At 64.9% G+C, this 19,999-nt stretch carries 16 protein-coding genes; 8 read left to right on the top strand and 8 right to left on the bottom strand.

From position 1 onward, the window contains the following. The 3 genes from CXY70_RS10495 to CXY70_RS10485 are packed head-to-tail and all read right to left on the bottom strand — an operon-like array spanning nt 1 to nt 5,046. The gene (locus CXY70_RS10495) at nt 1–2,892 is read right to left on the bottom strand and encodes an aminotransferase (protein ID WP_233205885.1); all 2,892 of its coding nucleotides are present in this window, start codon (nt 2,890–2,892) and stop codon (nt 1–3) included. A 46-nt stretch (nt 2,893–2,938) separates the two neighbouring features. Beyond that, nucleotides 2,939–4,060, bottom strand: coding sequence for an AI-2E family transporter (locus tag CXY70_RS10490; RefSeq protein WP_104192308.1), 1,122 nt, complete (start codon nt 4,058–4,060; stop codon nt 2,939–2,941). 59 nt (nt 4,061–4,119) lie between these two features. Continuing rightward, on the bottom strand, nt 4,120–5,046 hold the full coding sequence (locus CXY70_RS10485) for an LLM class flavin-dependent oxidoreductase (protein ID WP_104192307.1): 927 nt from the start codon (nt 5,044–5,046) through the stop codon (nt 4,120–4,122). 68 nt (nt 5,047–5,114) lie between these two features. On the opposite strand from CXY70_RS10485, the gene CXY70_RS10480 reads away from it, so the two are divergent. Further along, nucleotides 5,115–6,269 carry a M4 family metallopeptidase gene (locus tag CXY70_RS10480; RefSeq protein ID WP_104192306.1) on the top strand — a complete coding sequence of 385 codons (1,155 nt, stop codon included), beginning with the start codon at nt 5,115–5,117 and terminating at the stop codon, nt 6,267–6,269. A 9-nt stretch (nt 6,270–6,278) separates the two neighbouring features. Beyond that, nucleotides 6,279–6,545, top strand: coding sequence for a protealysin inhibitor emfourin (locus CXY70_RS10475; protein ID WP_104192305.1), 267 nt, complete (start codon nt 6,279–6,281; stop codon nt 6,543–6,545). A 22-nt stretch (nt 6,546–6,567) separates the two neighbouring features. Here CXY70_RS10475 and CXY70_RS10470 read toward each other — a convergent pair whose 3' ends face one another. Further along, on the bottom strand, nt 6,568–8,319 hold the full coding sequence (locus tag CXY70_RS10470; protein ID WP_233205884.1) for a BCCT family transporter: 1,752 nt from the start codon (nt 8,317–8,319) through the stop codon (nt 6,568–6,570). A 256-nt stretch (nt 8,320–8,575) separates the two neighbouring features. On the opposite strand from CXY70_RS10470, the gene CXY70_RS10465 reads away from it, so the two are divergent. Then, nucleotides 8,576–9,019 carry a pyridoxamine 5'-phosphate oxidase family protein gene (locus CXY70_RS10465; RefSeq protein WP_104192303.1) on the top strand — a complete coding sequence of 148 codons (444 nt, stop codon included), beginning with the start codon at nt 8,576–8,578 and terminating at the stop codon, nt 9,017–9,019. Nucleotides 9,020–9,102: 83 nt separating this feature from the next. Here CXY70_RS10465 and CXY70_RS10460 read toward each other — a convergent pair whose 3' ends face one another. From CXY70_RS10460 to CXY70_RS10450, 3 genes are all read right to left on the bottom strand, one after another. After that, complete coding sequence (locus tag CXY70_RS10460) at nt 9,103–9,474, bottom strand: FKBP-type peptidyl-prolyl cis-trans isomerase (protein WP_104192302.1); 372 nt, start codon at nt 9,472–9,474, stop codon at nt 9,103–9,105. Nucleotides 9,475–9,671: 197 nt separating this feature from the next. Continuing rightward, nucleotides 9,672–10,901, bottom strand: a complete 1,230-nt coding sequence (locus tag CXY70_RS10455) for a PrsW family intramembrane metalloprotease (RefSeq protein WP_104192301.1) — start codon at nt 10,899–10,901, stop codon at nt 9,672–9,674. Between the two features lie 39 nt (nt 10,902–10,940). Further along, nucleotides 10,941–12,332 (bottom strand): FAD-binding oxidoreductase, encoded by a 1,392-nt coding sequence (locus CXY70_RS10450; RefSeq protein ID WP_104192300.1) that lies wholly within the window; start codon nt 12,330–12,332, stop codon nt 10,941–10,943. Between the two features lie 76 nt (nt 12,333–12,408). Between CXY70_RS10450 and CXY70_RS10445 the strand changes: the two genes are divergently transcribed. Further along, complete coding sequence (locus tag CXY70_RS10445; protein WP_233205883.1) at nt 12,409–13,704, top strand: DNA-3-methyladenine glycosylase 2; 1,296 nt, start codon at nt 12,409–12,411, stop codon at nt 13,702–13,704. A 53-nt stretch (nt 13,705–13,757) separates the two neighbouring features. Beyond that, nucleotides 13,758–14,633, top strand: coding sequence for a fumarylacetoacetate hydrolase family protein (locus tag CXY70_RS10440; RefSeq protein ID WP_166806422.1), 876 nt, complete (start codon nt 13,758–13,760; stop codon nt 14,631–14,633). An 8-nt stretch (nt 14,634–14,641) separates the two neighbouring features. Here CXY70_RS10440 and CXY70_RS10435 read toward each other — a convergent pair whose 3' ends face one another. Then, a complete protein-coding gene (locus CXY70_RS10435) occupies nt 14,642–16,186 on the bottom strand; it encodes an amino acid permease (RefSeq protein WP_104192399.1) in 1,545 nt (514 codons plus the stop codon). A 273-nt stretch (nt 16,187–16,459) separates the two neighbouring features. Here CXY70_RS10435 and CXY70_RS10430 point away from each other — a divergent pair, with 273 nt between their 5' ends. The 3 genes from CXY70_RS10430 to CXY70_RS10420 are packed head-to-tail and all read left to right on the top strand — an operon-like array spanning nt 16,460 to nt 19,981. Then, nucleotides 16,460–17,827, top strand: a complete 1,368-nt coding sequence (locus CXY70_RS10430; RefSeq protein ID WP_104192298.1) for a glutamine synthetase family protein — start codon at nt 16,460–16,462, stop codon at nt 17,825–17,827. Beyond that, nucleotides 17,814–18,623: a gamma-glutamyl-gamma-aminobutyrate hydrolase family protein gene (locus tag CXY70_RS10425; protein ID WP_104192297.1), complete on the top strand. Its 810-nt coding sequence runs from the start codon at nt 17,814–17,816 to the stop codon at nt 18,621–18,623. The genes CXY70_RS10430 and CXY70_RS10425 overlap by 14 nt, the downstream gene beginning before the upstream one ends. Continuing rightward, a complete protein-coding gene (locus tag CXY70_RS10420) occupies nt 18,620–19,981 on the top strand; it encodes an aldehyde dehydrogenase (RefSeq protein WP_104192296.1) in 1,362 nt (453 codons plus the stop codon). The genes CXY70_RS10425 and CXY70_RS10420 overlap by 4 nt, the downstream gene beginning before the upstream one ends. Nucleotides 19,982–19,999 lie beyond the last annotated feature (18 nt).

Raw genomic sequence — 19,999 nt, 5'->3', positions numbered from 1 at the left:
TCAGTCGGCGAGCTCGCCAAGCACCTCACCGAGAGCGTGCAAGAAATGGTCGGCGCTGGCGACGCTGAGGCAGAGCGGCGGCTTGATCTTGAGTACGTTCTTAAAGTCGCCGGTAGGTTGCACGATGATGCCGCGCAGTAGGAGTTCCTCACATAGCCGGGCCGCTGCCACTGTTGCCGGCGTGAACTTCGCCCGGTCACTGACCAGTTCGACGCCGAGATAGAGCCCCATACCGTAGACCGCACCGACCAGGTCGAACCGTTCGCCGAGCCGTTCAAGCCCGTGCTTCAGGTGCCGTCCGACGATCTCGGCGTTGCTCTGCAGGTCCTCGTCACGCATGATGTCGAGCACCGTCAGGCCGATGCGGCAGCTCAGCGGGCTGCCACCGGCAGAAGAGAAGAACGGTCCAGCGTCGGCAAATCGTTCGGCCACCTTGCGGCGGGTGATCACCGCGCCAAGCGGATGCCCGTTGCCCATCGCCTTGGCGATGGTGATGATATCGGGGACCACGTTCTGCTGCTCCGTGCCCCAGAAGTATCGGCCGAGGCGCGCATAGCCCACCTGCACCTCATCGGCGATGCAGAGCCCGCCGCGGGCGCGCACCCTGTCATAGACGCCGGCCAGGTAACCGTCGGGCAGCAGCACGCCGCCGGCATTGCCGAACACCGGTTCGGCGATAAAAGCGGCGACCGTGCGCTCGTCGTCCTCGAGGGCTTGCAGGTCACCATCGAGATCAACAAGGTATCGCCGCGCAGAATGCGGGCCCCGGTATTTGCCGCGCACGGCGTTCGGAGCCTCGATCAGGTGCACCCAGTCCGGCCGGGTATCGAGCGCCCGTGGGTTATCGGCGACCGAGGAGGAGACGGCATCCGCTGCCATCGACCAGCCGTGATAGGCCTCCCGCACAGACAGGACGGTGTCATGGCCGCTGTAGCTGAAAGCAAGGCGCAGAGCGAGGTCGACGGCTTCGGTGCCGCTATTGACCAGAAAGACCGTGTCGAGCGGGTCGGGCGCCAGTTCGGCGAGGCGTTCGGTGAACCGTACGAGCTCTTCGTAGTGAAAACGGGAGTTGGTATTTAGCAAAGACCACTGGCTGCGAGCGGCCTCGGCAATGCGCGGGTGTCCATGTCCGACGGTGGTGACGTTGTTGACCATATCGACGTAGCTCTGCCCGTAGATATCGATCAAGTAGTGCTTCCAGCCGCGTTCGATCTGCGGCGGGGCCACGTAGTAGTGCTCCTGTACTCGGGCGAACGACGCATCACGGCGCTGCAGCACGGCGGCCGGATCGGCGAGGGGACGGGCGGTGTCGAGCCCGATCAGAGCGGAGGGGTCGGGGCAGACCCTCTGCCACAGCATTGCTCCAGAGGGCGCCACAAAAAACGGCGGGCGGATGCCTCTCAGTCGGCTGGTCTGAACGGTCAGACGGGCAGTGGCCGTGCCGAGAGCGGTTCCGGCTCGCATGAACTGACCGTCGACGGCAAGCACGTCAAGTCCGGTCAGCCACAGGTCAAAGTGGTCACCTACGAGCCGCACCGCGCCGGTATCGATCACCGCGACGGTGCTGTCCATCGGCGCCGTGATCACAGTCCCGGCGGGCAGGTACAGCTCCACGCCGAGGGCCAGGGTGAGCGATTCCTCGGCCGTGTCGATTCGTGTCTGCGACAGGCGATACTCGCCGTAGCGGGTGACGGCGTGGCCGAGGCGAGCGGCGACGTCCACTGCCACCCGCTCGTCAATGCCGGGCGTGAGCCAGCTGCCGGCGTCGAACGCGGCGCTCGTGACCGATAGGTCGAGGAGGGCTGCTGGGGCGAGCGGGCCGGCCAGAGGGTGCTCGGTGAAGACATCGGGCGTCTTCTCGCCGGTCACGGCCAAGCGGATCAGTGCTTCGAGTTCGGCGCCGTCCTGATCTGCCGCCGTGTCGAGGGCGAGCCACTCGCGGGCACGGTTGGCGTCGGCGTAGTCGTTGTCACCGTCGAGGTGCACTTGCTGTTCACCGCTCACGACGAGCACCGCCGTGCGCAGCACGATCAGCGGCCAGAGGGCGGTGATTTCGGCGTCGATGAGCGGCACCTGTGCGGCGAAAGCCTCGATAGTGTCGAGGATGGCGAGCGGATGCCGCGGGCTGCGGTACAGCACGCAGGCGCACGTCGCAGCGAGCTCGGCGACGAGCCAGCCCTGGGCCACGTCGCCGAAGTCGATCACTCCGGTGATCGCATCGGGAGAGTCAGCACGACTCACCACGTTGTCGTCAGTCAGATCACCGTGGATCGTCTGTACCCGCAGGTCTAATGCAACCCGGTCGACTTGCTGCCGGGCGGTGTCGGTGACGCTACGCAGTCGCTCCCGGCGCGCCACGTCGTCGAGGTACGGCAGGAGGGCATCGATGACTTCGCCGCCGCGTCGCAGGTCCCACTGCAGAAAACGATCGGTTCCCGGGTGCTCGAAATCGACGAGGCCACGAACGATGCGACCGGCAACGTTGCCGAGCGCGCGAATCTGCCCAACCGACAGGCGTGGGACGTCGGTCAACGGATCTCCCTCAACAAAGGTCAGCAAGCGCAGGTCGAGGCTCTGCCCGTCGATCGTGACGCGCTGTATCTGTGCACCGTCAATCCCGGCGAGCGCAGCCGGCAGGTCGAGGCCCAGGTTGCGCAGGTGCGCCAGGGCCGCGTTCTGGGCTTCCAATTCCACAGTGGCGATGCCCGGGTTGGAGACCTTCAGCACGACCGAGCCGGCGGCCGTTTCCATTCGGAAGTTACGGTCCTGATTGCTGCCGAGCTCGGTGCCGGGGCCGGGGCCGGTGACGCCGAACCGGTCGCTGGCGAACTCGATCGCCTGCTCGAGGGTCAGCTGCGGGCGCGGCAGGTGAAATGGGCTCTGCTCGGTCATGGTTCTCCAATCACGCACGTTGCAGCGTTGGCACGAGCAGATCGGTTTAGCGCTTGCGAACGCGACGTTTCAACTGGCTTGGCGCGGCCACCGGGCGCGGGGCATCCGGTGTGTTCCAGGCTTTGGCGATGGCCCAGGCGACGGCCGCGATCGGCACCGAGAGTACGGCGCCGACGATACCGCCAAGGATAGTTCCCGCGGTCAATCCGACCAGGATGACGAGCGGATGCAGCTTCAGCGACTGCGCCATGACCACCGGCTGCAGGAAGTTGCCCTCGAGCTGGTTGACCGCGATCACGATGATGATGACGATGAGTGCAACGGTCGGCCCACTGGCCACGAGGGCGACCAAGGCTGCGAGCACACCGGCCGCGGTCGCACCGATCAGCGGAATGAACGCACCGAGGAAAACGATGACCGACAGTGGGAGGGCGAGCGGCACCTGCAGGATTGCGAGGCCGATGCCGATCGCGGTGGCGTCGACGGCGGCGACGATTGCAGTGCCGCGCACGTAACCGCCGAGTACCCGCAGTGAGGTGTGGCCGATGCGGCGTCCGCGGGCGAGGCGTTCGCCCTTGAACGGCGTCAGGAAGAAGTTCCAGATCTGGCCGCCGTCTTTGAGAAAGAAGAACAGTATGACGACGAGCAGCACGGCTCCGGTCACCAGCTCGAACACCACCGAGGCTCCGGCGAGCGCTCCGGTGCCGAACTGGCTGCTGGTAAGAAAATCGACCACCGCGGTGCGCGCGGCGTCGATCTGCTTCTCGTCAACCTGGATCGGCCCCTCGATAAGAAACTGTTGTAGCCGATCGATGCCCTGGGAGGCCGAGGAGAATAGCTCGTCCCACTGGTCGCGCACTGCAAAGACGATGAGCGTGATGATGCCGCCGAAGAAGGCAATGCCACCGAGCAGGGTGATCCAGGTGGCCAGGATCGCAGCGACGCCGCGCTTACGCAGGCCGTTGATGACCGGGCTCAGTGCCGCGGCGAGGATGATGGCGATCAGCACGGGGATAACGACGAGCTTGAGCTGCACCAGCCCGAAGATGACCACGGCGGAGAGGAGGATGACGAGCAAAATCTGTCCGCTACGCAATCCGAGCCAGCCGAGTCGGTCGGTCAGCGGAGTGCGAGGAACCAGGGAAGTGGGGTCGTCTTGTGCGCGCATGCACTCAGCCTAGACATCCGCTGCGGAGAAACCTCGATCGACCGGCCTCTTTGGCCGATTCACTTGAGGGCGGCCGCGACCGTATCGAGAATGGATTCGTCGCCGGCGTAGATGCCGCGCTCGCGCGGCCAGTGACTGATCACATCGGTGAAGCCGAGTTCGGCGGCCCGGCCAACGGCATCCTCAAACGCGTTCATGCTCTGCAGAGAATATATTCCGCCGCTGTCGAGCGAAAGATAGCGGTCGATCGCACGGGGGTCGCGTCCGCCGCCGCTGACAATGTCGTCGAGCCGGTGGGTGAGGTCCCGCACGCTGGCCCACCANAGCCGGTGGGTGAGGTCCCGCACGCTGGCCCACCAACGCTCCCCCGCCACACCGTCCTGCCCGGTAGTCACCCAGCCCTGCCCGAAACGACTCACCAGCCCGAGGCCCTTCGGCCCGTTGGCAGCGATCAGGAACGGAACCCGGTGGCGCGTCGGGCCGCTGCCAGCATAGGTGACCATACGCGCGCTGTTGGCGGTGTACCACTCACCGGCAAAACTGATGCCATCGGTGGGGCCGGGTTCTTCGCCGCGCAGCAACAGGTCGAGGTCGGTGACGAATTCGTCGAACCGTTCATGCCGCTGCCGGGGTGTGGACTCCGGCTGGCCGAGAACGCTCGCGTCAAACCCGGTACCGCCCGATCCGATACCCAGTAGAAACCGCCCGCCCGCCACGTCGTCGACCGTAGCGACATCTTTGGCGAACGGCACCGGATGCCGAAAGTTCGGTGACGAGACAAAGGTGCCGAGCATGATGCGTTCGGTCACGGCCGCAGCAGCAGTCAAGGTGGGGATAGTCGCGTTCCATGGTTCATCGGCGAGCGAGCGCCAGGAAAGGTGGTCGTAGGTGAAGGCGTAATCGAAGCCGTACTGCTCGGCCCCGAGCCATTTTCTGCGGGCAATCGACCACGGGTCCTGCGGCAGGATGATTATTCCAAAGCGCATGCGTCGAGTCTATTCAGCCGCGCTCAACGCGTAGTTGCAATGTCGGCGGCCGGTGCCAGACTCTGCACATGGACACTCCCGAGCGCCACACCCTGTGCACGATCGTTCCGCCCTATCTGTTGGTCAGGCTGGCAAAGCTTGACGATCCCCGATTCGCGCGGGCCGCGGCCGCCGCACGAGCGTCCTTACTGCGGGACTCGCAGATTCGGCAATTGCGTGGCGGGGTGCATCCGTTTGCTTATTCCGGGGCTCGTACCCGGCCGGCGCGTACCCCGGGAGAGTCAGATCGCACAATTTCGGATGCCGATGGTCAGGAACGACTGCCCGGTCGGCCTGTGCGTGCCGAGGGCCATCCTGCCAGCGGTGACCCGGCCGTCAATGAGGCCTATGACAGTCTTGGTGCCACGCAGATGCTGTATTGGACTCAGTTCGGGCGGGACAGTATCGATGGGAATGGACTTCCCCTGGAGGCGACCGTGCACTACGGCAAACAATACGACAACGCCTTCTGGGATGGCGAGCGCATGGTGTTCGGCGACGGCGACGGACAAATCTTTAACCGCTTCACGATTTCGCCCAGTGTGATCGGTCATGAGCTCACGCACGGGGTGACCCAATTTACGGCGAATCTTCAGTACCAGGGCCAGTCGGGGGCCCTCAACGAGTCCATCTCCGACGTGTTCGGTGCCCTGGTCGAGCAGCACGCCCAAAAGCAATCGACGGCAGAAGCCAGTTGGCTGATCGGCGAAGGCCTGTTCACGGACCGGGTCGAGGGCGTTGCCCTGCGCTCAATGAAAGCGCCCGGCACCGCATTCAATGACGATGTGCTCGGTAAAGACCCGCAGCCGGGCGATATGGCGGGGTACATCGAGACCGACGACGATAACGGCGGAGTGCACCTCAATTCCGGTATCCCCAACCGCGCTTTCTACCTGGTTGCCGACACTCTCGGCGGCAACGCCTGGGAGACCCCTGGCCACATTTGGTACGACACACTGACGGGTACCGCGCTGAACCGCCAGAGCGACTTTGCTGCTTTCGCTCGGGCGACGGCCGACACCGCGGCGCGACTGTACGGCATCGGAGGTGCCGCCCACAACGCGGTCCTGCAAGCGTGGGCGACAGTGGGCGTGGTGGCGGCGATTCCCGCCCCTCTTCCCCCCGCCCAGCCGGCACCGCCAAAACCGCGGCCCGCGCCAACGGCACCGCTGCCACCGGAGTAGCATCACGATATGAAAGTCATCGTCTCGCGCAGCGGCGGGATGGCGGGAATCCGCCTGACCTGGGAAGTTCGGGTCGAAGAACAGCCCGACCCGAGCACGTGGGCGGAGTTCTTGAATTCTCTACCTTGGGATGACGTCACCGACAGCGAGGCCACCCCCGACCGATTCGCCTACCGCATTCGGTGCGCCCCGCACGAGGTGGTACTCGCCGAACCCCAGGTGAGCGGCCCGTGGCGCGATCTGGTCAATCGGGTCAGGGCCGCCAACGGCATGTAGCGACCCTGACCCGATTCAGCCGTTAGTTCTTTTGACGACGGCCCCAGCGTGGCCGACGGTCCAGATCGTCGGTCAGGGCCGCTTCGATGTGTCCGTCGACCTGCTCACCGAAGTGGTCGTCGAAGTTCTCCTCGAGGTGCGCCGTGACGCTCTTGCCGATGCGACGAGCCATCTCTTCACGCCGCTGGCGCCGCTCGGCAGCCACCAGAACCTCGTGTTCGATGCGGAAGGCCCGGTAGGTGGCGATACACATACCGATCATGACGACGCTCACCGGGATGGCGGTCAAAATGGCACCCGTCTGCAGAGCGGCCAGTCCGCCGGCCAGCAGCAGGGCAATGGCGACGAGCCCGCCGAGGCTGGCCCACATGATGCGGCTCCACTTGGGTGGATTGGTGTCTCCGCCGGAAGCGAGCATATCGATGACGAGCGAACCCGAATCGGCTGATGTGATGAAGAAGATCGCAATGACGATGACCGCGATCACCGAGAGGATCACGCCGAACGGCAGGTTGCCCAGCAGGTTGAACAGCACGTTCTCGGGCACGATGCCGACTTCGGGGTCGAAGAGACCGCCGCCGTCGCCTTCCCAGGCCTGACGGATGGCGCTGCCGCCCATCACGGCGAACCAGACGAAGGTCACGAACGTGGGAACGAGCAGCACTCCGGCGATGAACTGTCGAACGGTGCGGCCACGCGAGATTCGTGCGATGAACACGCCCACGAACGGGGCCCAGGAGATCCACCAGCCCCAGTAGAAGACGGTCCAGCCGCCCTGCCAGTCGAGACCGGCCTGGCCGGTGTATGCGCTGGTCGCGAAGGTGAGACCGACGACATCCTGGAAGTAGCCGCCGAGGGACTGCACGAGAACGCGCAGCAGGTACATCGTCGGGCCGAGCAGCAGCACGGCGACGAGCAGCAGCCCGGCCATGCTGAGGTTGATGTTGGAGAGCCACTTGATGCCCTTGCCGACACCGCTGACGACCGAGGCCGTCGCGATGATGGTGATGACCACGATGAGAATCACCAGGAGCGTGTTGGTGACGTCGCCGACGACTCCGAGATAGCTCAGGCCTGCGGCGATCTGCTGCACACCGAGGCCGAGCGAGGTCGCGACACCGAACAGGGTACCGACGATGGCGATCACGTCGATCGCGTCTCCGAGTCGTCCCTTCACCCGGCGGGTGCCGAGCAGCGGCTCGAGCGCCCAGCGGATGGAGACCGGGCGGCCCTTGCGGTGGATCGAGTAGGCCAACGAGAGACCGACGACGGCGTAGATCGCCCAGGCGTGAAATCCCCAGTGCAGGAAGGTCTGCGACATGGCCGCGGAGGCGAGCTCGGCGCTGTCGCCCTCGACGCCCGGCTTCGGGTTGGTGAAGAAGGTCAGCGGCTCGGAAGCACCCCAGAAGACGAGGCCGATTCCCATGCCAGCGGCGAAGAGCATCGCGAACCAGCTCATGATGCCGAACTCAGGTTCGTCGTCGTCCTTACCGAGCTTGATGTCGCCGAAGCGGCTGAGGCCCATCCAGATGGCGAACACGACGAACGCCGCCACTACGATGACGTAGTACGGGCCGAGGCCGGCGACGACCCAGCCCTGGAGAAGGGCAAGCACGCTGCCGGTACGAACCGGAAAGGCGATGGCGACGATGACGACGGCCAGAATGATGCCGAGCGCCGGATAGAACACCCGAGGTGCTGCAACAGCGAAGCGGCGGGTTTTGGGAGGACTGCTGCTCGGCGTTTTCGCCGGTACTTCGGGTAGTGCACTCACGTTAAGACCTTCTTGAAGAATAGATTGCGGCGCTTTGCGAAACCACCAGGGGTGTAGATCGCGGTACACCGCTAGGTGCCTTCCGCGCTAGGCAAATTTCCAGCTTACAGGCCTCCCTCCTATTTCAGAGCCAAAAATTTCGACATCAGCCAAAAACTCGACGTCAGCCGAAAACTCGACGTCCAATTGGTCCATACAGCACAGAATTCAGATCGGCGCCACTCGCCCACGACCTCGGGGCGTGTGACGATGGACCATGACTTTCAATGACGTCAACGAGGCTGCATCGGCCGTGCAAAATCTTAGCGAAGAGGAATGCTGGAACGCCTTGCTCTCGGCCAGTCTGGGCCGTCTGGCCGTATCCGTCGGCGGCATCCCCGACATTTTTCCGGTCAATTTTGTCGCCGCCGACCGGCGCCTGCTGTTTCGCACCGCGTCGGGCACCAAGCTAATTGAGCTCACGGTCAACAACCGGGTCGCTTTTGAAACGGATGGCGTGGGTCGCGACGAGGCGTGGAGTGTCGTCGTGCACGGAACGGCTCGCGCGCTCGACACCCAGCGGGACGTCGACGCCGCCGCCGCTTTACCGTTGCGGCCGCTGATCCCCACGTTCAAGCCGGTCTTCGTCGAGATCGTGCCGGAGTCGATCACCGGACGGCGGTTCATACTCGGCCCGGAGCCGACGGCGGCCCTGATCTAATCGTCGCTGATCAGGTCAGCGCGCAAACAAAACGGGATACAGCTGCAGCAGCCATATCCCGTTCAGTGTGGTTCGGCGCCGGCTTAGCTCACGCCGAGCAGGTCGATCACGAAAATCAGGGTCTGTCCGGAGAGACGGTGGCCAGAGCCGGCCGGTCCGTAGGCGAGGTGCGGGGGCACTACCAGCTTGCGACGTCCGCCGACCTTCATGCCGGGGATGCCTTCCTGCCAACCCGCGATGAGTGAGCGCAGAGGAAAGTTGATCGACTGGCCGCGGTTCCAGGACGAGTCGAACTCATCGCCGGACGCAAACTCGACGCCGAGGTAATGCACGTCGACGGTCGCTCCGGCGGTCGCCTCGACACCGTCGCCGACGACGACATCGGTGATCTCGAGTTGTTCGGGCGCAGCGCCCTCTGGAAAATCGATTTCGGGCTTGGAATTCAAATCAGTCATAGACCCATCCAACCGGATTCCGTGCCGGAATGCACACCGGGCGGAACCTCAGAAAATAATGCTTGCGTCTAGCCGCGAGTGGGTGCACTCTAATTACACACTAACTCGTCGCATCGGGAGAGTCGTCGGCACCGCCACACCACCGAGGCGACGAGTTTCTGTTGTCGCTGCCGGGTCGCGCAGCCCCGGCTCTCCGACTACGCCGCTGGCGTCGATCCCGGCAGCGCCTGCCCGAGCACATCGGCCCGGTGGTGCATCAGCCGGGTAAGCAATCGCGCCTCCCTGGCGTTCAGTGCCGGGAAGCTCCGGCCGCGCACCAGCTGATCGCGCACGAAGGCGAGGCGCGTTGCATCCGCTATGAACAGGCGCATGGCGAGCTGCTTCGGGCGCGATTGACGCGCACCCCAGGCGAGGGCCTGCCTTCGACCCGAGTCGGTGCCGAGCATGGAGACCTCGGCCGCGGTGAACCAGCCGGCCTGGGAGTATTCGTGCAGCCGTCGCAGGGTCGTTCGGGCCTCTTGGCGGCGCAGGAAGACGACCACGAGAATCGCGACGATGAACAGCGGCACCTGCACGACGACGTAGTAGAAGAGAACGGATGCGTCCCCGGTCAGCAGGAAAGTGGCGCCGTTCCACAGTGCGTGCAGTCCGATCGCCGGCACGAGGCCGAGGAGGAAGAATGCGACCGCGCCGTTTTTGGTGGCGCTGCGCCGTGCCGCCAGGCCGAGGGCGAGGCCGGTGCAGATTGTGAAGGTCACGTGCGCGAACGGTGAGAAGACCCCCCGCAGGAGAAAGGTGATGCCGAGGGTCTGGGCGTTGCCCTCGGCCATGGCCAGGCCGAAATACTGAATGTTCTCGGAGAACGCGAATCCGGCCGCGATCGTTGCGGCGTAGACGACACCGTCGAGCGGGCCGTGGAAGTGCCGGCGCACCGCCCAGAACAGCACGAGCACGCCGAAGCCCTTGGCGCCTTCTTCGACGATGGGGGCCTGGATGACAGCGGATGCGAAATCGCTTCCGGCCAGCGCGCCCGCGCTGGCCGCAATCGTGATCTGTACCCCGAGGTCGACGATGAGGGCGCTGACGATGGAAATTCCGGCGCCCCAGAGCAACGCGAAGATGAGGGCCGGCCGCGGCTCCGGATCCCAGCGATCGATCCAGCGCACCGACAGCAGCACGACCGCGAGCGGCAGCAGGGCCAGGAGCAGCCCGACCAGCAGTGCCCCCGTGCCGAGTAAAGTCGCCAGGTAGAGAAACACGGCGAGCAGGGCCAGCCCGGCGAGTACGATCCCGACGATACCGAGAACGATCGGGCCGGTGCGGGATGGGCGCACCTGGCCGCTCCAGACCGGTTCCACCGGGGTGGGGCTCGCCTGCACGGGATGCTGCTGCTGGGGCGGCTGGCCTGGCGGCTGGTCGAGACTCATTCCTCGAGAATACCGGCCGGTACGCCGGGAGCGCTCGTCTCAGGCGTCGAACATGATGCCCGGGTTCAGGATGCCGAGCGGATCAAACACCGCCTTGAGCTGGCGCTGCAGGTCGAGGCTGGTGTCGCCGATCTCGTCCCGCAACCAGCGGCGCTTGAGCACGCCGACGCCGTGCTCGCCGGTGAGGGTGCCACCGAGGTGGAGTGCTGCCCGGAACATTTCATCGGCCGCCGCCCAGATGTTGTCTGGCACCGGGTCATCCGCTGCTTCACCGGGTCTGCAGGCGATCACGAAGTTGGGGTGCAGGTTGCCGTCGCCGGCGTGGGCGACGGTGGGAATGGGAATTCCCGTGCGCGCACTGATCTCGGCGATCGCGGCGAACATCTCGGCCATGCGCGAGCGCGGCACCGACACGTCTTCAATGAGCACCCGGCCCAGCTGCTCGAGGGCCGGGTGCATGGCCCGGCGAATGGCCAGCAGGCGGTCGCCGGAGGCGGCATCCGTTGAGAGGGTGGCTTCGCCGCCCGCCGCGCGCAGCACGGTGAGGGCGGCCTCGGCTTCGGCGAGCGCGGCCGGGCCGTCGGTCTGCACGAGCAGGAACGCGCCGCGGCGAAGCGGCAGCCCGGCCGACCCCTCCGGGCCGAGGTAGGTCGCAATGTGGCCAAGAGCGATCGGGTCGATGAGTTCCATGACGGCTGGGCGAATGCGGGCGGCCGTGATCGCAGCGCTGGCTGCGGCCGCCGCCATAACCGTGTCAAAGACCGCACCGATCGTGGCGACCGTGCCGGGGGTCAGTGCGCGCACCCGCACCGTGGCCTCGACGATGACGCCGAGTGTGCCCTCTGAACCGGTCAGCAGGGCGGTGAGGTCGTACCCGGTGACCCCCTTTACCGTGCGATGGCCGGTGCGCAGCAGGCTGCCGTCGGCGAGAGCGACGGTCAAGCCGAGTACGGCCTCACGGGTAACGCCGTACTTGGCACAGAGCAGCCCGCCCGCGTTGGTGGCGATGTTGCCGCCGATCGTCGAGATGGCCTTGCTCGCCGGATCGGGCGCAAACCACAGGTTGTGGTCGAAGAGCGCATCGTTTAGGTGTTGATTGATCACTCCGGCTTCGACGACAGCGAGTTCGTCGTCGGGGTTGATTTCGACAATGCGGGACAGTCCAGCCACGCTCAGCACGATGGACCCGTCGGTGCCGCAGGCTCCGCCCGACAGGCCGGTTCCCGCGCCGCGCGTGACCACCGGCACCCGGAATTCGGTTGCAATGCGCAGCGCCGCTTGAACGTGATCCACCGTTGTCGCGCGCACGATGGCCAGCGGCGTGCCGTCGGCCACCCAGCCTGATTTGTCGGTGCGGTGGGCCGCAAGGTCGAGGGGGTCGACGCTGACGACTGGGCCGAGCTCGGACTGGAGGCGCAACAGTGCGTTCATCGACCCAGCCTATCGAGCCGCTCCATGTCTGATTTTTTCACTACCCGCTCGTTGCGAGCCGTGACACGCTGAAGGGGTGATCACTTCATCTATCCCCGCGGGCTCTCCCGCCTGGAACATGCGTGACGACCTTGCCGCCCGGGTCATGCGCCTGATCGGTGACGGCGTCGTCGAACGCGACGGCGTGCACGGGCTGGCCGCCAGGCTCGGCTACACGTCGCGTCACCTGTCCCGGGTGCTCGTCGCCGAGCTCGGCGCCGGGCCGCTCGCCCTGGCACGGGCGCACCGCGCCCAGACGGCCCGCCTGCTGCTGTTGAACACCGAACTACCGATCACCGACGTGGCCTTCGCTGCGGGCTTCGGAAGCGTGCGGCAGTTCAACGACACCGTGGCGGCCGTCTACGAGCGCACCCCCTCCGAGGTGCGCAGCGCCCGGCGCACACCGCCAGCGCACCCGCACCCGGACCTCGATCACGCCGAGACCAGGATCACGCTGCAGCTGCCGGCGCGGGCGCCGTTCGACGGCATCGGAGTGCTGCGCTTTCTCGGCACTAGGGCGCTGCCCGGCGTTGAAACGGCCACCGCTACGAGCTACGAGCGCACCGTGCGGCTGCCGCACGGCACTGCGACGGTTCTGGTGACCCTGTCGGGGACGGATGCTGCCCCGGCGCTGGCCTGCAGCATCCGTCTCGCGCGGCTCACAGACCTGGTACCGCTGGTCGGCCGAATCCGTCGATTATTCGATCTCGATGCGGATGCCCAGGCCATCGACCATCGCCTGGCCGCGGACCCGGCGCTGGCCGCCTCGGTCGCGCGGACCCCCGGCATCCGCTTACCGGGCAGCATGGACGCCGAAGAAACGCTGTTTCGGGCCCTGATCGGGCAGCAGATCTCGGTGGCTGCGGCCCGCACCGCGCTGACCAGGCTGACCGACGCGCTCGGTGACCGCCTTCCAGGCCGCGAGCTGCGGCTACTGTTCCCCACCCCGGCGCAAATTGCTGCGGGCGGTCGCGCAGTCTTGCGGGGGCCGGGGGCGCGCATCGAGACTATTTTGCGGGTGGCGCAGGCGCTGGCATCGGGCGATCTGGCGCCGTCATTTGGGCAGACGCGGGCCGAGCTGGAGGCGAGCCTGCTGGCAGTGCCGGGAATCGGGCCGTGGACGGCCGGGTACGTGGCCATGCGGGTGCTCGGCAGCCCCGACATTTTACTCACGAGCGATTTAGCTCTTCGGCAGGGTGCCGGCCGCCTCGGGCTTTCGGTCGACCCCCGGGTGCTCGCCTCCCGTGGAGCTGACTGGGCTCCGTGGCGCAGTTATGCCGGAATGCACCTGTGGCGGGCTTCTTGCCCGGTATCCTCCAAGCGGACAGCGTGAGGGTTGGAGCACCCCGCAGGGCGACGCCGGGTGAGGCCCGCTAGCCTAGAAGAGTGAAATTTGCGCATCTCAGAGTTGACGGCTCATCCATTCCCCGATTGGCCGTGGTCTTCGACGACGCGGCGCTGTTCCTGGACGACGTCATGGACGACGCCCCCCGCGACCTGCAAGACCTGCTCGAACAGGGCGACGCCGAGTACGAACGCATCCGCGCGATCAGCCTCGACGCTGTCTCCACCGGCGCCGCCCTAACCCCCGTCGATGAGCTGAGGCATTCCTCGGCGGTGCTGCGCCCACCGCAGATCATCGCGATCGGCGCCAACTACGCCGCGCACTCCTCCGAACTCAGCCTGCGTCTTGAAACAGCGGCGACCGTATTCTCGCTCTGGCCGAACTCGCTCACCGGTCACGGCTCGACCATCATCTGGCCGCGCGACCTCACCACCCAGGTCGACTACGAGGCCGAACTCGGCGTCATCATCGGCTGCCCGGCCCGCAACGTGTCGGTCGCCAACGCCCTGGACTATGTCTTTGGCTACACGGTCGTCAACGACATCACCGCTCGCGACCTGCAGTTCTCAGAGGCACAATGGTCTCGCTGCAAATCCTTCGACGGCTTCACCCCGACCGGCCCCCTGGTCGTCACCGCCGATGAGATTGGTGATCCCCAGAATCTGTGGCTGACCACCCACGTCGACGGCCGTATTCTGCAGGATGCTTCGAGCGGCGACATGGTGCGCACCGTCGCGGAGATCATCTCCTACCTGTCGAAGACTTCTACGCTCATGCCCGGTACCTTGATTTCCACCGGCAGCCCTGGCGGCGCCGGCTACAGCCGCAAACCCCCGATTTTTCTGCGCGACGGCTCGACCGTGACAATTTCGATCGACAAGATCGGCATGCTCACGACGCACTGTCGCGAGATCTAGTCACGGGGTCAGAGCCGCGGGTCGTCTTTCCCGTCGCGGGCGAGCAGTTCATTCTCGACCGTGCCGCCGTAACCATCCGCTTGCGGGTCTCGGTGCAACCCGCCCGATACCGCGTATTCCTCCTCGGGAGAGAGGACTAGCCGCTTGCGCCCCCAGAGCGCAAAGGCCAGGAGCATCACCACGTAGACCACGGCGATGGCCGCAATCGCCGGCCTTGCCGGTTCGTTGATGAAAAAGCCGAAGAAAATAGCCAGCGAGAGGATGCCCGCGATAACGGCACCGGGAACGCCCCACGGGCTGCGGTACGGGCGGCTGGCGTTCGGGAACTTTTTACGCAGCAGCACGAACGACACCATCTGCAGGACGTAGGCGATCACAGCGCCCCAGACTGCGATGTTGAGCACGATAGCGCCAGCGACACCGGCGGCCCCGCCGAGGGAATCGACCAGCACAAGCGCCACAAATCCGATGATGGCACCCACAAGGAGGGCAATGGCCGGAGTTTGGCGTTTTCCGGTCAGTGACAAGAACTTCGGATAGTAACCGGCCCGCGACAGCGAATACATGTTTCGTCCGTAGGCGAACATGATCCCCTGCAACGAGGCCAGAAGCCCGATCAGCGCGAACAGGGCGAGCATCGCTGCGACGTCGTCGCCCACAATCGCCTGGAACCCATCGAGCAAGGGCTCAGTCGATCCGGCAATCTCGGCCGCGCCGACGACTCCGGTGTTGAGGAACAAGACGAGCAGGCCAGTCACGATCAGTGTGGTTCGGGCGATGAACCCGGCGCGCGGAATGTCACGCACCGGGTTGTGCGATTCCTCGGCTGCTAGTGGGAGTTCTTCGATGCCGAGGAAAAACCACATGGCGTACGGCAGCGCGAACAGGATCGGGAGTATGCCGTGAGGCAGGAAGGTGCTCTGGCCGGCATCCGGCGTGATGTTGAACAGGTTGTCCCAGCTGAACAACCCGGAGAACGCTGCCATGACGGAGAACACCAGCAGGATCGCAATGGAGATGATCGCCACGACGATAGCGAATTTGAAGGAGATGGCCGCGCCGGCAGCATTGAGTGCAATGAAGGCGGCGTACAGGATGAGCCACCACATCCACGGTGGCAGGGAGACGCCGAGCAGTACCTGCGTTATCTCGTCGGCGTAGGAAGCAGAAAAGTACACAATGACCGCGGTGGTCGCGACGTATTCGATGGTTTCGGCTAGCCCTGTAACGAAACCGCCCCAGGGTCCCATAGCCGCCCGGGCGAACGAGTAGGCCCCACCCGTGTGCGGCATCGCCGCCGCCATCTCGCCGATGCTGAAGATCATTCCGTAGTACATGACGATGAGCAGCAGGAAGGCAATTAGCATTCCGCCAAAACCGGCGAAGTCGATGCCGAAATTCCAGCCCGAAAAGTCTCCGGAGATCACCGCTGCCACGGCCAGACCCCACAGGCCCCAGATGCCGGCACTGCGAGTGAGCCGACGTTTCTCGAAGTAGCCGGCCTGCGCCGTGGTGTACTTCACGCCCGAAACTTTCAAGGTGTCTTTGGACATCTCAATTCCTTTGCGCTCGTTGCGCACCCGATGGTAGTGCCAGCGGCTAGAGCGCAATCGTTCAGTGAGGTTGCCATGATGCTAAATGCTGAATGGTGCGGTGTATATACCTTTGAAGAAAAACGCGGGCCACAATCACGCAAAAACACCACTCCTCCCGTCGGTGAAGTGTGCTCTAATGGTTGAAAATTGCCTGATTCTTCCTCTTTGCTCCGCGAACCGCCGAATGGCCTTGACTACCCCGCTCTCATACCAGCACCGAGGAGAAGCTCGATGACAACTCGTACCGGAAACCTCACCCTCGAGGAATTGACCATTCTGGTTTCCCGCCGTGAGATCGACACCGTCGTTGTCGCGTTCACTGATATGCAGGGGCGCCTCGTTGGCAAACGACTCTCTGCTCGGCTGTTCCTGGAGGATGCTGCCGCTCATGGCGCGGAATGCTGCAACTACCTTCTCGCCGTCGACGTGGAGATGAACACCGTCGAAGGCTATGCCACCTCGAGCTGGTCGCACGGGTATGGGGACATGGCAATGGTCCCCGACCTCGATACACTGCGATTGGCCCCGTGGCTGCCCGGAACAGCCTTGGTCACCGCCGATCTGCACTGGCTCGATGAGAAACCGGTGCTCGCTTCGCCGCGGCAGATTTTGCGTCGCCAATTGGACCGATTGGCCGAACACGGGCTCACTGCGTTCTGTGCGACCGAGCTAGAGTTCATCATTTTCGACGACGGCTACCGCGAAGCCTGGAAAAAGGGATACGACGGCCTCACCCCGGCCAGCGACTACAACATCGATTACTCTCTGCTGGCATCCACACGAATGGAACCGCTGCTACGCGATATTCGTCTTGCCATGGACGGCGCCGGCATGTACTGCGAAGGAGTGAAGGGCGAATGCAATCTCGGGCAGCAGGAGATCGGGTTTCGATATGCGACGGCACTGGCCACCTGTGACAATCATTCCGTCTACAAGAGTGGGGCCAAGGAGATCGCCGACGCCCACGGCAAGAGCCTCACGTTTATGGCGAAGTTCAACGAACGGGAGGGCAACAGCTGCCATATCCATATCAGCCTGCAGGGTCCGGGCGGTGAACCAGTCTTTCACGACGCCCAGGCCGAGCATGGGATGTCGAAGCTATTCCGACACTTCCTGGCCGGACAAATCGCGATCATGCGAGAGCTGACCCTGTTCTCCGCTCCCAACATCAACTCGTATAAGCGTTACGTTCCGGGTAGTTTCGCGCCGACCGCGCTGGCCTGGGGGCTCGACAATCGCACGTGTGCGCTGCGCGTCGTCGGGCACGGCCCGGCTTTGCGGGTCGAGAACCGGGTCCCCGGGGGTGATGTCAATCAATATCTGGCTGTCGCCGCCCTGATCGCGGCGGGCTTGTACGGCATCGAGCACGAACTCGAGCTGGAGTCCGCGTACGAGGGAAACGCGTACACCAGCGACGTCCCGCGAGTTCCGTCGTCGCTGCGCGAATCGGCCGAACTATTCGCCGGTTCCGCCACGGCCCGCGAGGCGTTCGGCGACGAGGTCGTGGAGCACTACCTGAACAACGCACGCATTGAGGTGCAGGCCTACGATGCCGCCGTGACCGACTGGGAGCGGGTGCGCGGCTTTGAACGACTCTGAGACCGGACCGGTGATCGGCCTGACCACCTATCTCGAGCAGGCCCAGACCGGGGTGTGGGATGTGCCGGCAGCGATTCTGCCACGAGTCTATTTCGACGCGATCACCAAAGCGGGCGGCATCGCCGTGCTATTGCCCCCGCAGCCGGTGACCGCGGCTATTGCCGACCGGGTGCTCGACGGCCTCGACGCCCTGGTCATCACCGGCGGCAAAGATGTCGATCCGGCGCGCTACGGGCAGGCCGCGCACCCCCAGACGGACGAGCCCCGGCCGGATCGAGACGCTTGGGAAGAGGTACTCCTGCACCAGGCCATCGCCCGCGCACTGCCGTTTCTAGGCATTTGTCGGGGTGCGCAGATGCTTAACGTCGCCCTCGGCGGAAGTCTTCACCAGCATCTGCCGGACCTGGTCGGCGACACAACTTATCAAGCCGGTAACGGTGTGTTCAATATCGTCGATGTTGCCGTTGAACCAGACTCGACGCTCAGTGCGCTGCTGGACGGCCAAACGCTCCTGCCTTCGGTCCCGGTGTACCACCACCAATCCATCAACCGCGTAGCCGCCGGTCTGCGAGTGACGGCCACAACGGATGCCGGCATCGTGCAAGGTGTGGAGCTGACGACGGTGCCGTTCGGGATGGCCGTGCAGTGGCATCCGGAGCAGTCGCCCGACGATCTTCGCCTCTTCACCGCATTGGTCAGCGCCGCTCGAGACTATAGGGCAGCAGCCCCGCGCCGGGGCACGCCCGCGCCGCACCCGCCACGACCTTCAGCAGGGGCAGAAAGGGCACCAGAATGAGCAGCTATACCGTCATCAACCCGGCCGATGAATCGGTCGGGGAAACAGTCGAACACCTGGGCCAGGACGAAACCGATGAGGCGATCGCCCGCGCCGTCCTGGCCCAGAAGACGTGGGCCGACGTAGCCCCCGCCGACAAGGCCCGCGTCTTGCGACGATTCGCCGAGGTCGTTGACAACGACCGAGAAAACCTGGCTGCCATTGAGGTGCGCAACTCGGGGCATCCCATCACACAGGCGCGCTGGGAAGCCGGGCACGTTCGTGATGTACTCGACTACTATTCGGCAGCCCCCGAGCGCATGTTCGGGCAGCAGATTCCGGTCGCGGGCGGCATCGACCTCACCTTTCACGAGCCGCTCGGCGTTGTCGGCGTGATCACACCGTGGAATTTTCCGATGACGATCGGCACCTGGGGGTTCGCGCCTGCTCTCGCTGCCGGCAACGCCGTGGTTTTGAAGCCGGCGGAATGGACGCCACTGTCGAGCATCCGTTTGGGAGAACTCGCCCTCGACGCGGGACTGCCGGAGGGACTGTTCCAGGTATTGCCGGGGCGTGGGTCAGTCGTAGGAACCCGGTTCGTGACGCACCCCGACGTTCGCAAGGTCGTGTTCACCGGCTCGACCGCTGTCGGCAAGCAGATCATGGCCGGCTGTGCCGACCAGGTCAAGCGGGTAACGCTCGAACTCGGCGGCAAAAGCGCCAATATCATCTTCGCCGACGCCGACCTGGAACGCGCAGCCGCCGCAGCGCCGTCGGGTGTGTTCGAGAACGCGGGCCAGGATTGCTGCGCTCGCAGTCGCATTCTGGTGCAGGCCAGCGTGTTCGATCGGTTCATGGAGTTGCTCGAACCGGCCGTCGCCGCGGTGCGGGTCGGCGATCCGGCCGACCCGGCCACCGAGATGGGACCCCTGGTTTCACGGCAGCATCACGCTGCCGTGTCGGCGTATCTGCCCAGAGATGCACCGGTCGCCTTTCGCGGCAGCGCTCCGACCGGTGCCGGGTTCTGGATCGCCCCGACCGTGCTCGCTCCCTCCAGCCGTCTCGACCGGTGCGTGACCGAGGAAATCTTCGGCCCGGTCGTGACCGTGCTGCCCTTCGATGATGAGGCCGATGCCGTGAAGCTCGCCAACGACACCGACTATGGGTTGTCCGGCTCAATCTGGACCCGGGACGTCGGCCGGGCCATTCGCGTGGCCCGCGGGGTCGAGTCGGGCAATCTGTCGGTCAATTCGCACTCGTCGGTGCGGTATTCGACTCCTTTCGGCGGATTCAAGCAGTCCGGACTCGGACGGGAATTGGGGCCGGATGCCCCGCTGCATTTCACCGAAACCAAGAATGTTTTCATCGCGGTTGACTAGTTTCACACCAAAGGAGAA

The organism is Cryobacterium sp. Y82, from assembly GCF_002929495.1.
Lineage (GTDB): Bacteria > Actinomycetota > Actinomycetes > Actinomycetales > Microbacteriaceae > Cryobacterium > Cryobacterium serini.
Note: the sequence above shows the minus strand (reverse complement) of the source record. Positions and strands in the feature narration are given on the sequence as shown.

Coding starts and splice junctions, on each gene's coding strand:
- CXY70_RS10420 (WP_104192296.1), top strand. CDS start 18,620: ATGAGCAGCTATACCGTCATCAACCCGGCCGATGAATCGGTCGGGGAA.
- CXY70_RS10450 (WP_104192300.1), bottom strand. CDS start 12,332: ATGAACGCACTGTTGCGCCTCCAGTCCGAGCTCGGCCCAGTCGTCAGC.
- CXY70_RS10495 (WP_233205885.1), bottom strand. CDS start 2,892: ATGACCGAGCAGAGCCCATTTCACCTGCCGCGCCCGCAGCTGACCCTC.
- CXY70_RS10465 (WP_104192303.1), top strand. CDS start 8,576: ATGACTTTCAATGACGTCAACGAGGCTGCATCGGCCGTGCAAAATCTT.
- CXY70_RS10490 (WP_104192308.1), bottom strand. CDS start 4,060: ATGCGCGCACAAGACGACCCCACTTCCCTGGTTCCTCGCACTCCGCTG.
- CXY70_RS10455 (WP_104192301.1), bottom strand. CDS start 10,901: ATGAGTCTCGACCAGCCGCCAGGCCAGCCGCCCCAGCAGCAGCATCCC.
- CXY70_RS10435 (WP_104192399.1), bottom strand. CDS start 16,186: ATGTCCAAAGACACCTTGAAAGTTTCGGGCGTGAAGTACACCACGGCG.
- CXY70_RS10430 (WP_104192298.1), top strand. CDS start 16,460: ATGACAACTCGTACCGGAAACCTCACCCTCGAGGAATTGACCATTCTG.
- CXY70_RS10460 (WP_104192302.1), bottom strand. CDS start 9,474: ATGACTGATTTGAATTCCAAGCCCGAAATCGATTTTCCAGAGGGCGCT.
- CXY70_RS10475 (WP_104192305.1), top strand. CDS start 6,279: ATGAAAGTCATCGTCTCGCGCAGCGGCGGGATGGCGGGAATCCGCCTG.
- CXY70_RS10480 (WP_104192306.1), top strand. CDS start 5,115: ATGGACACTCCCGAGCGCCACACCCTGTGCACGATCGTTCCGCCCTAT.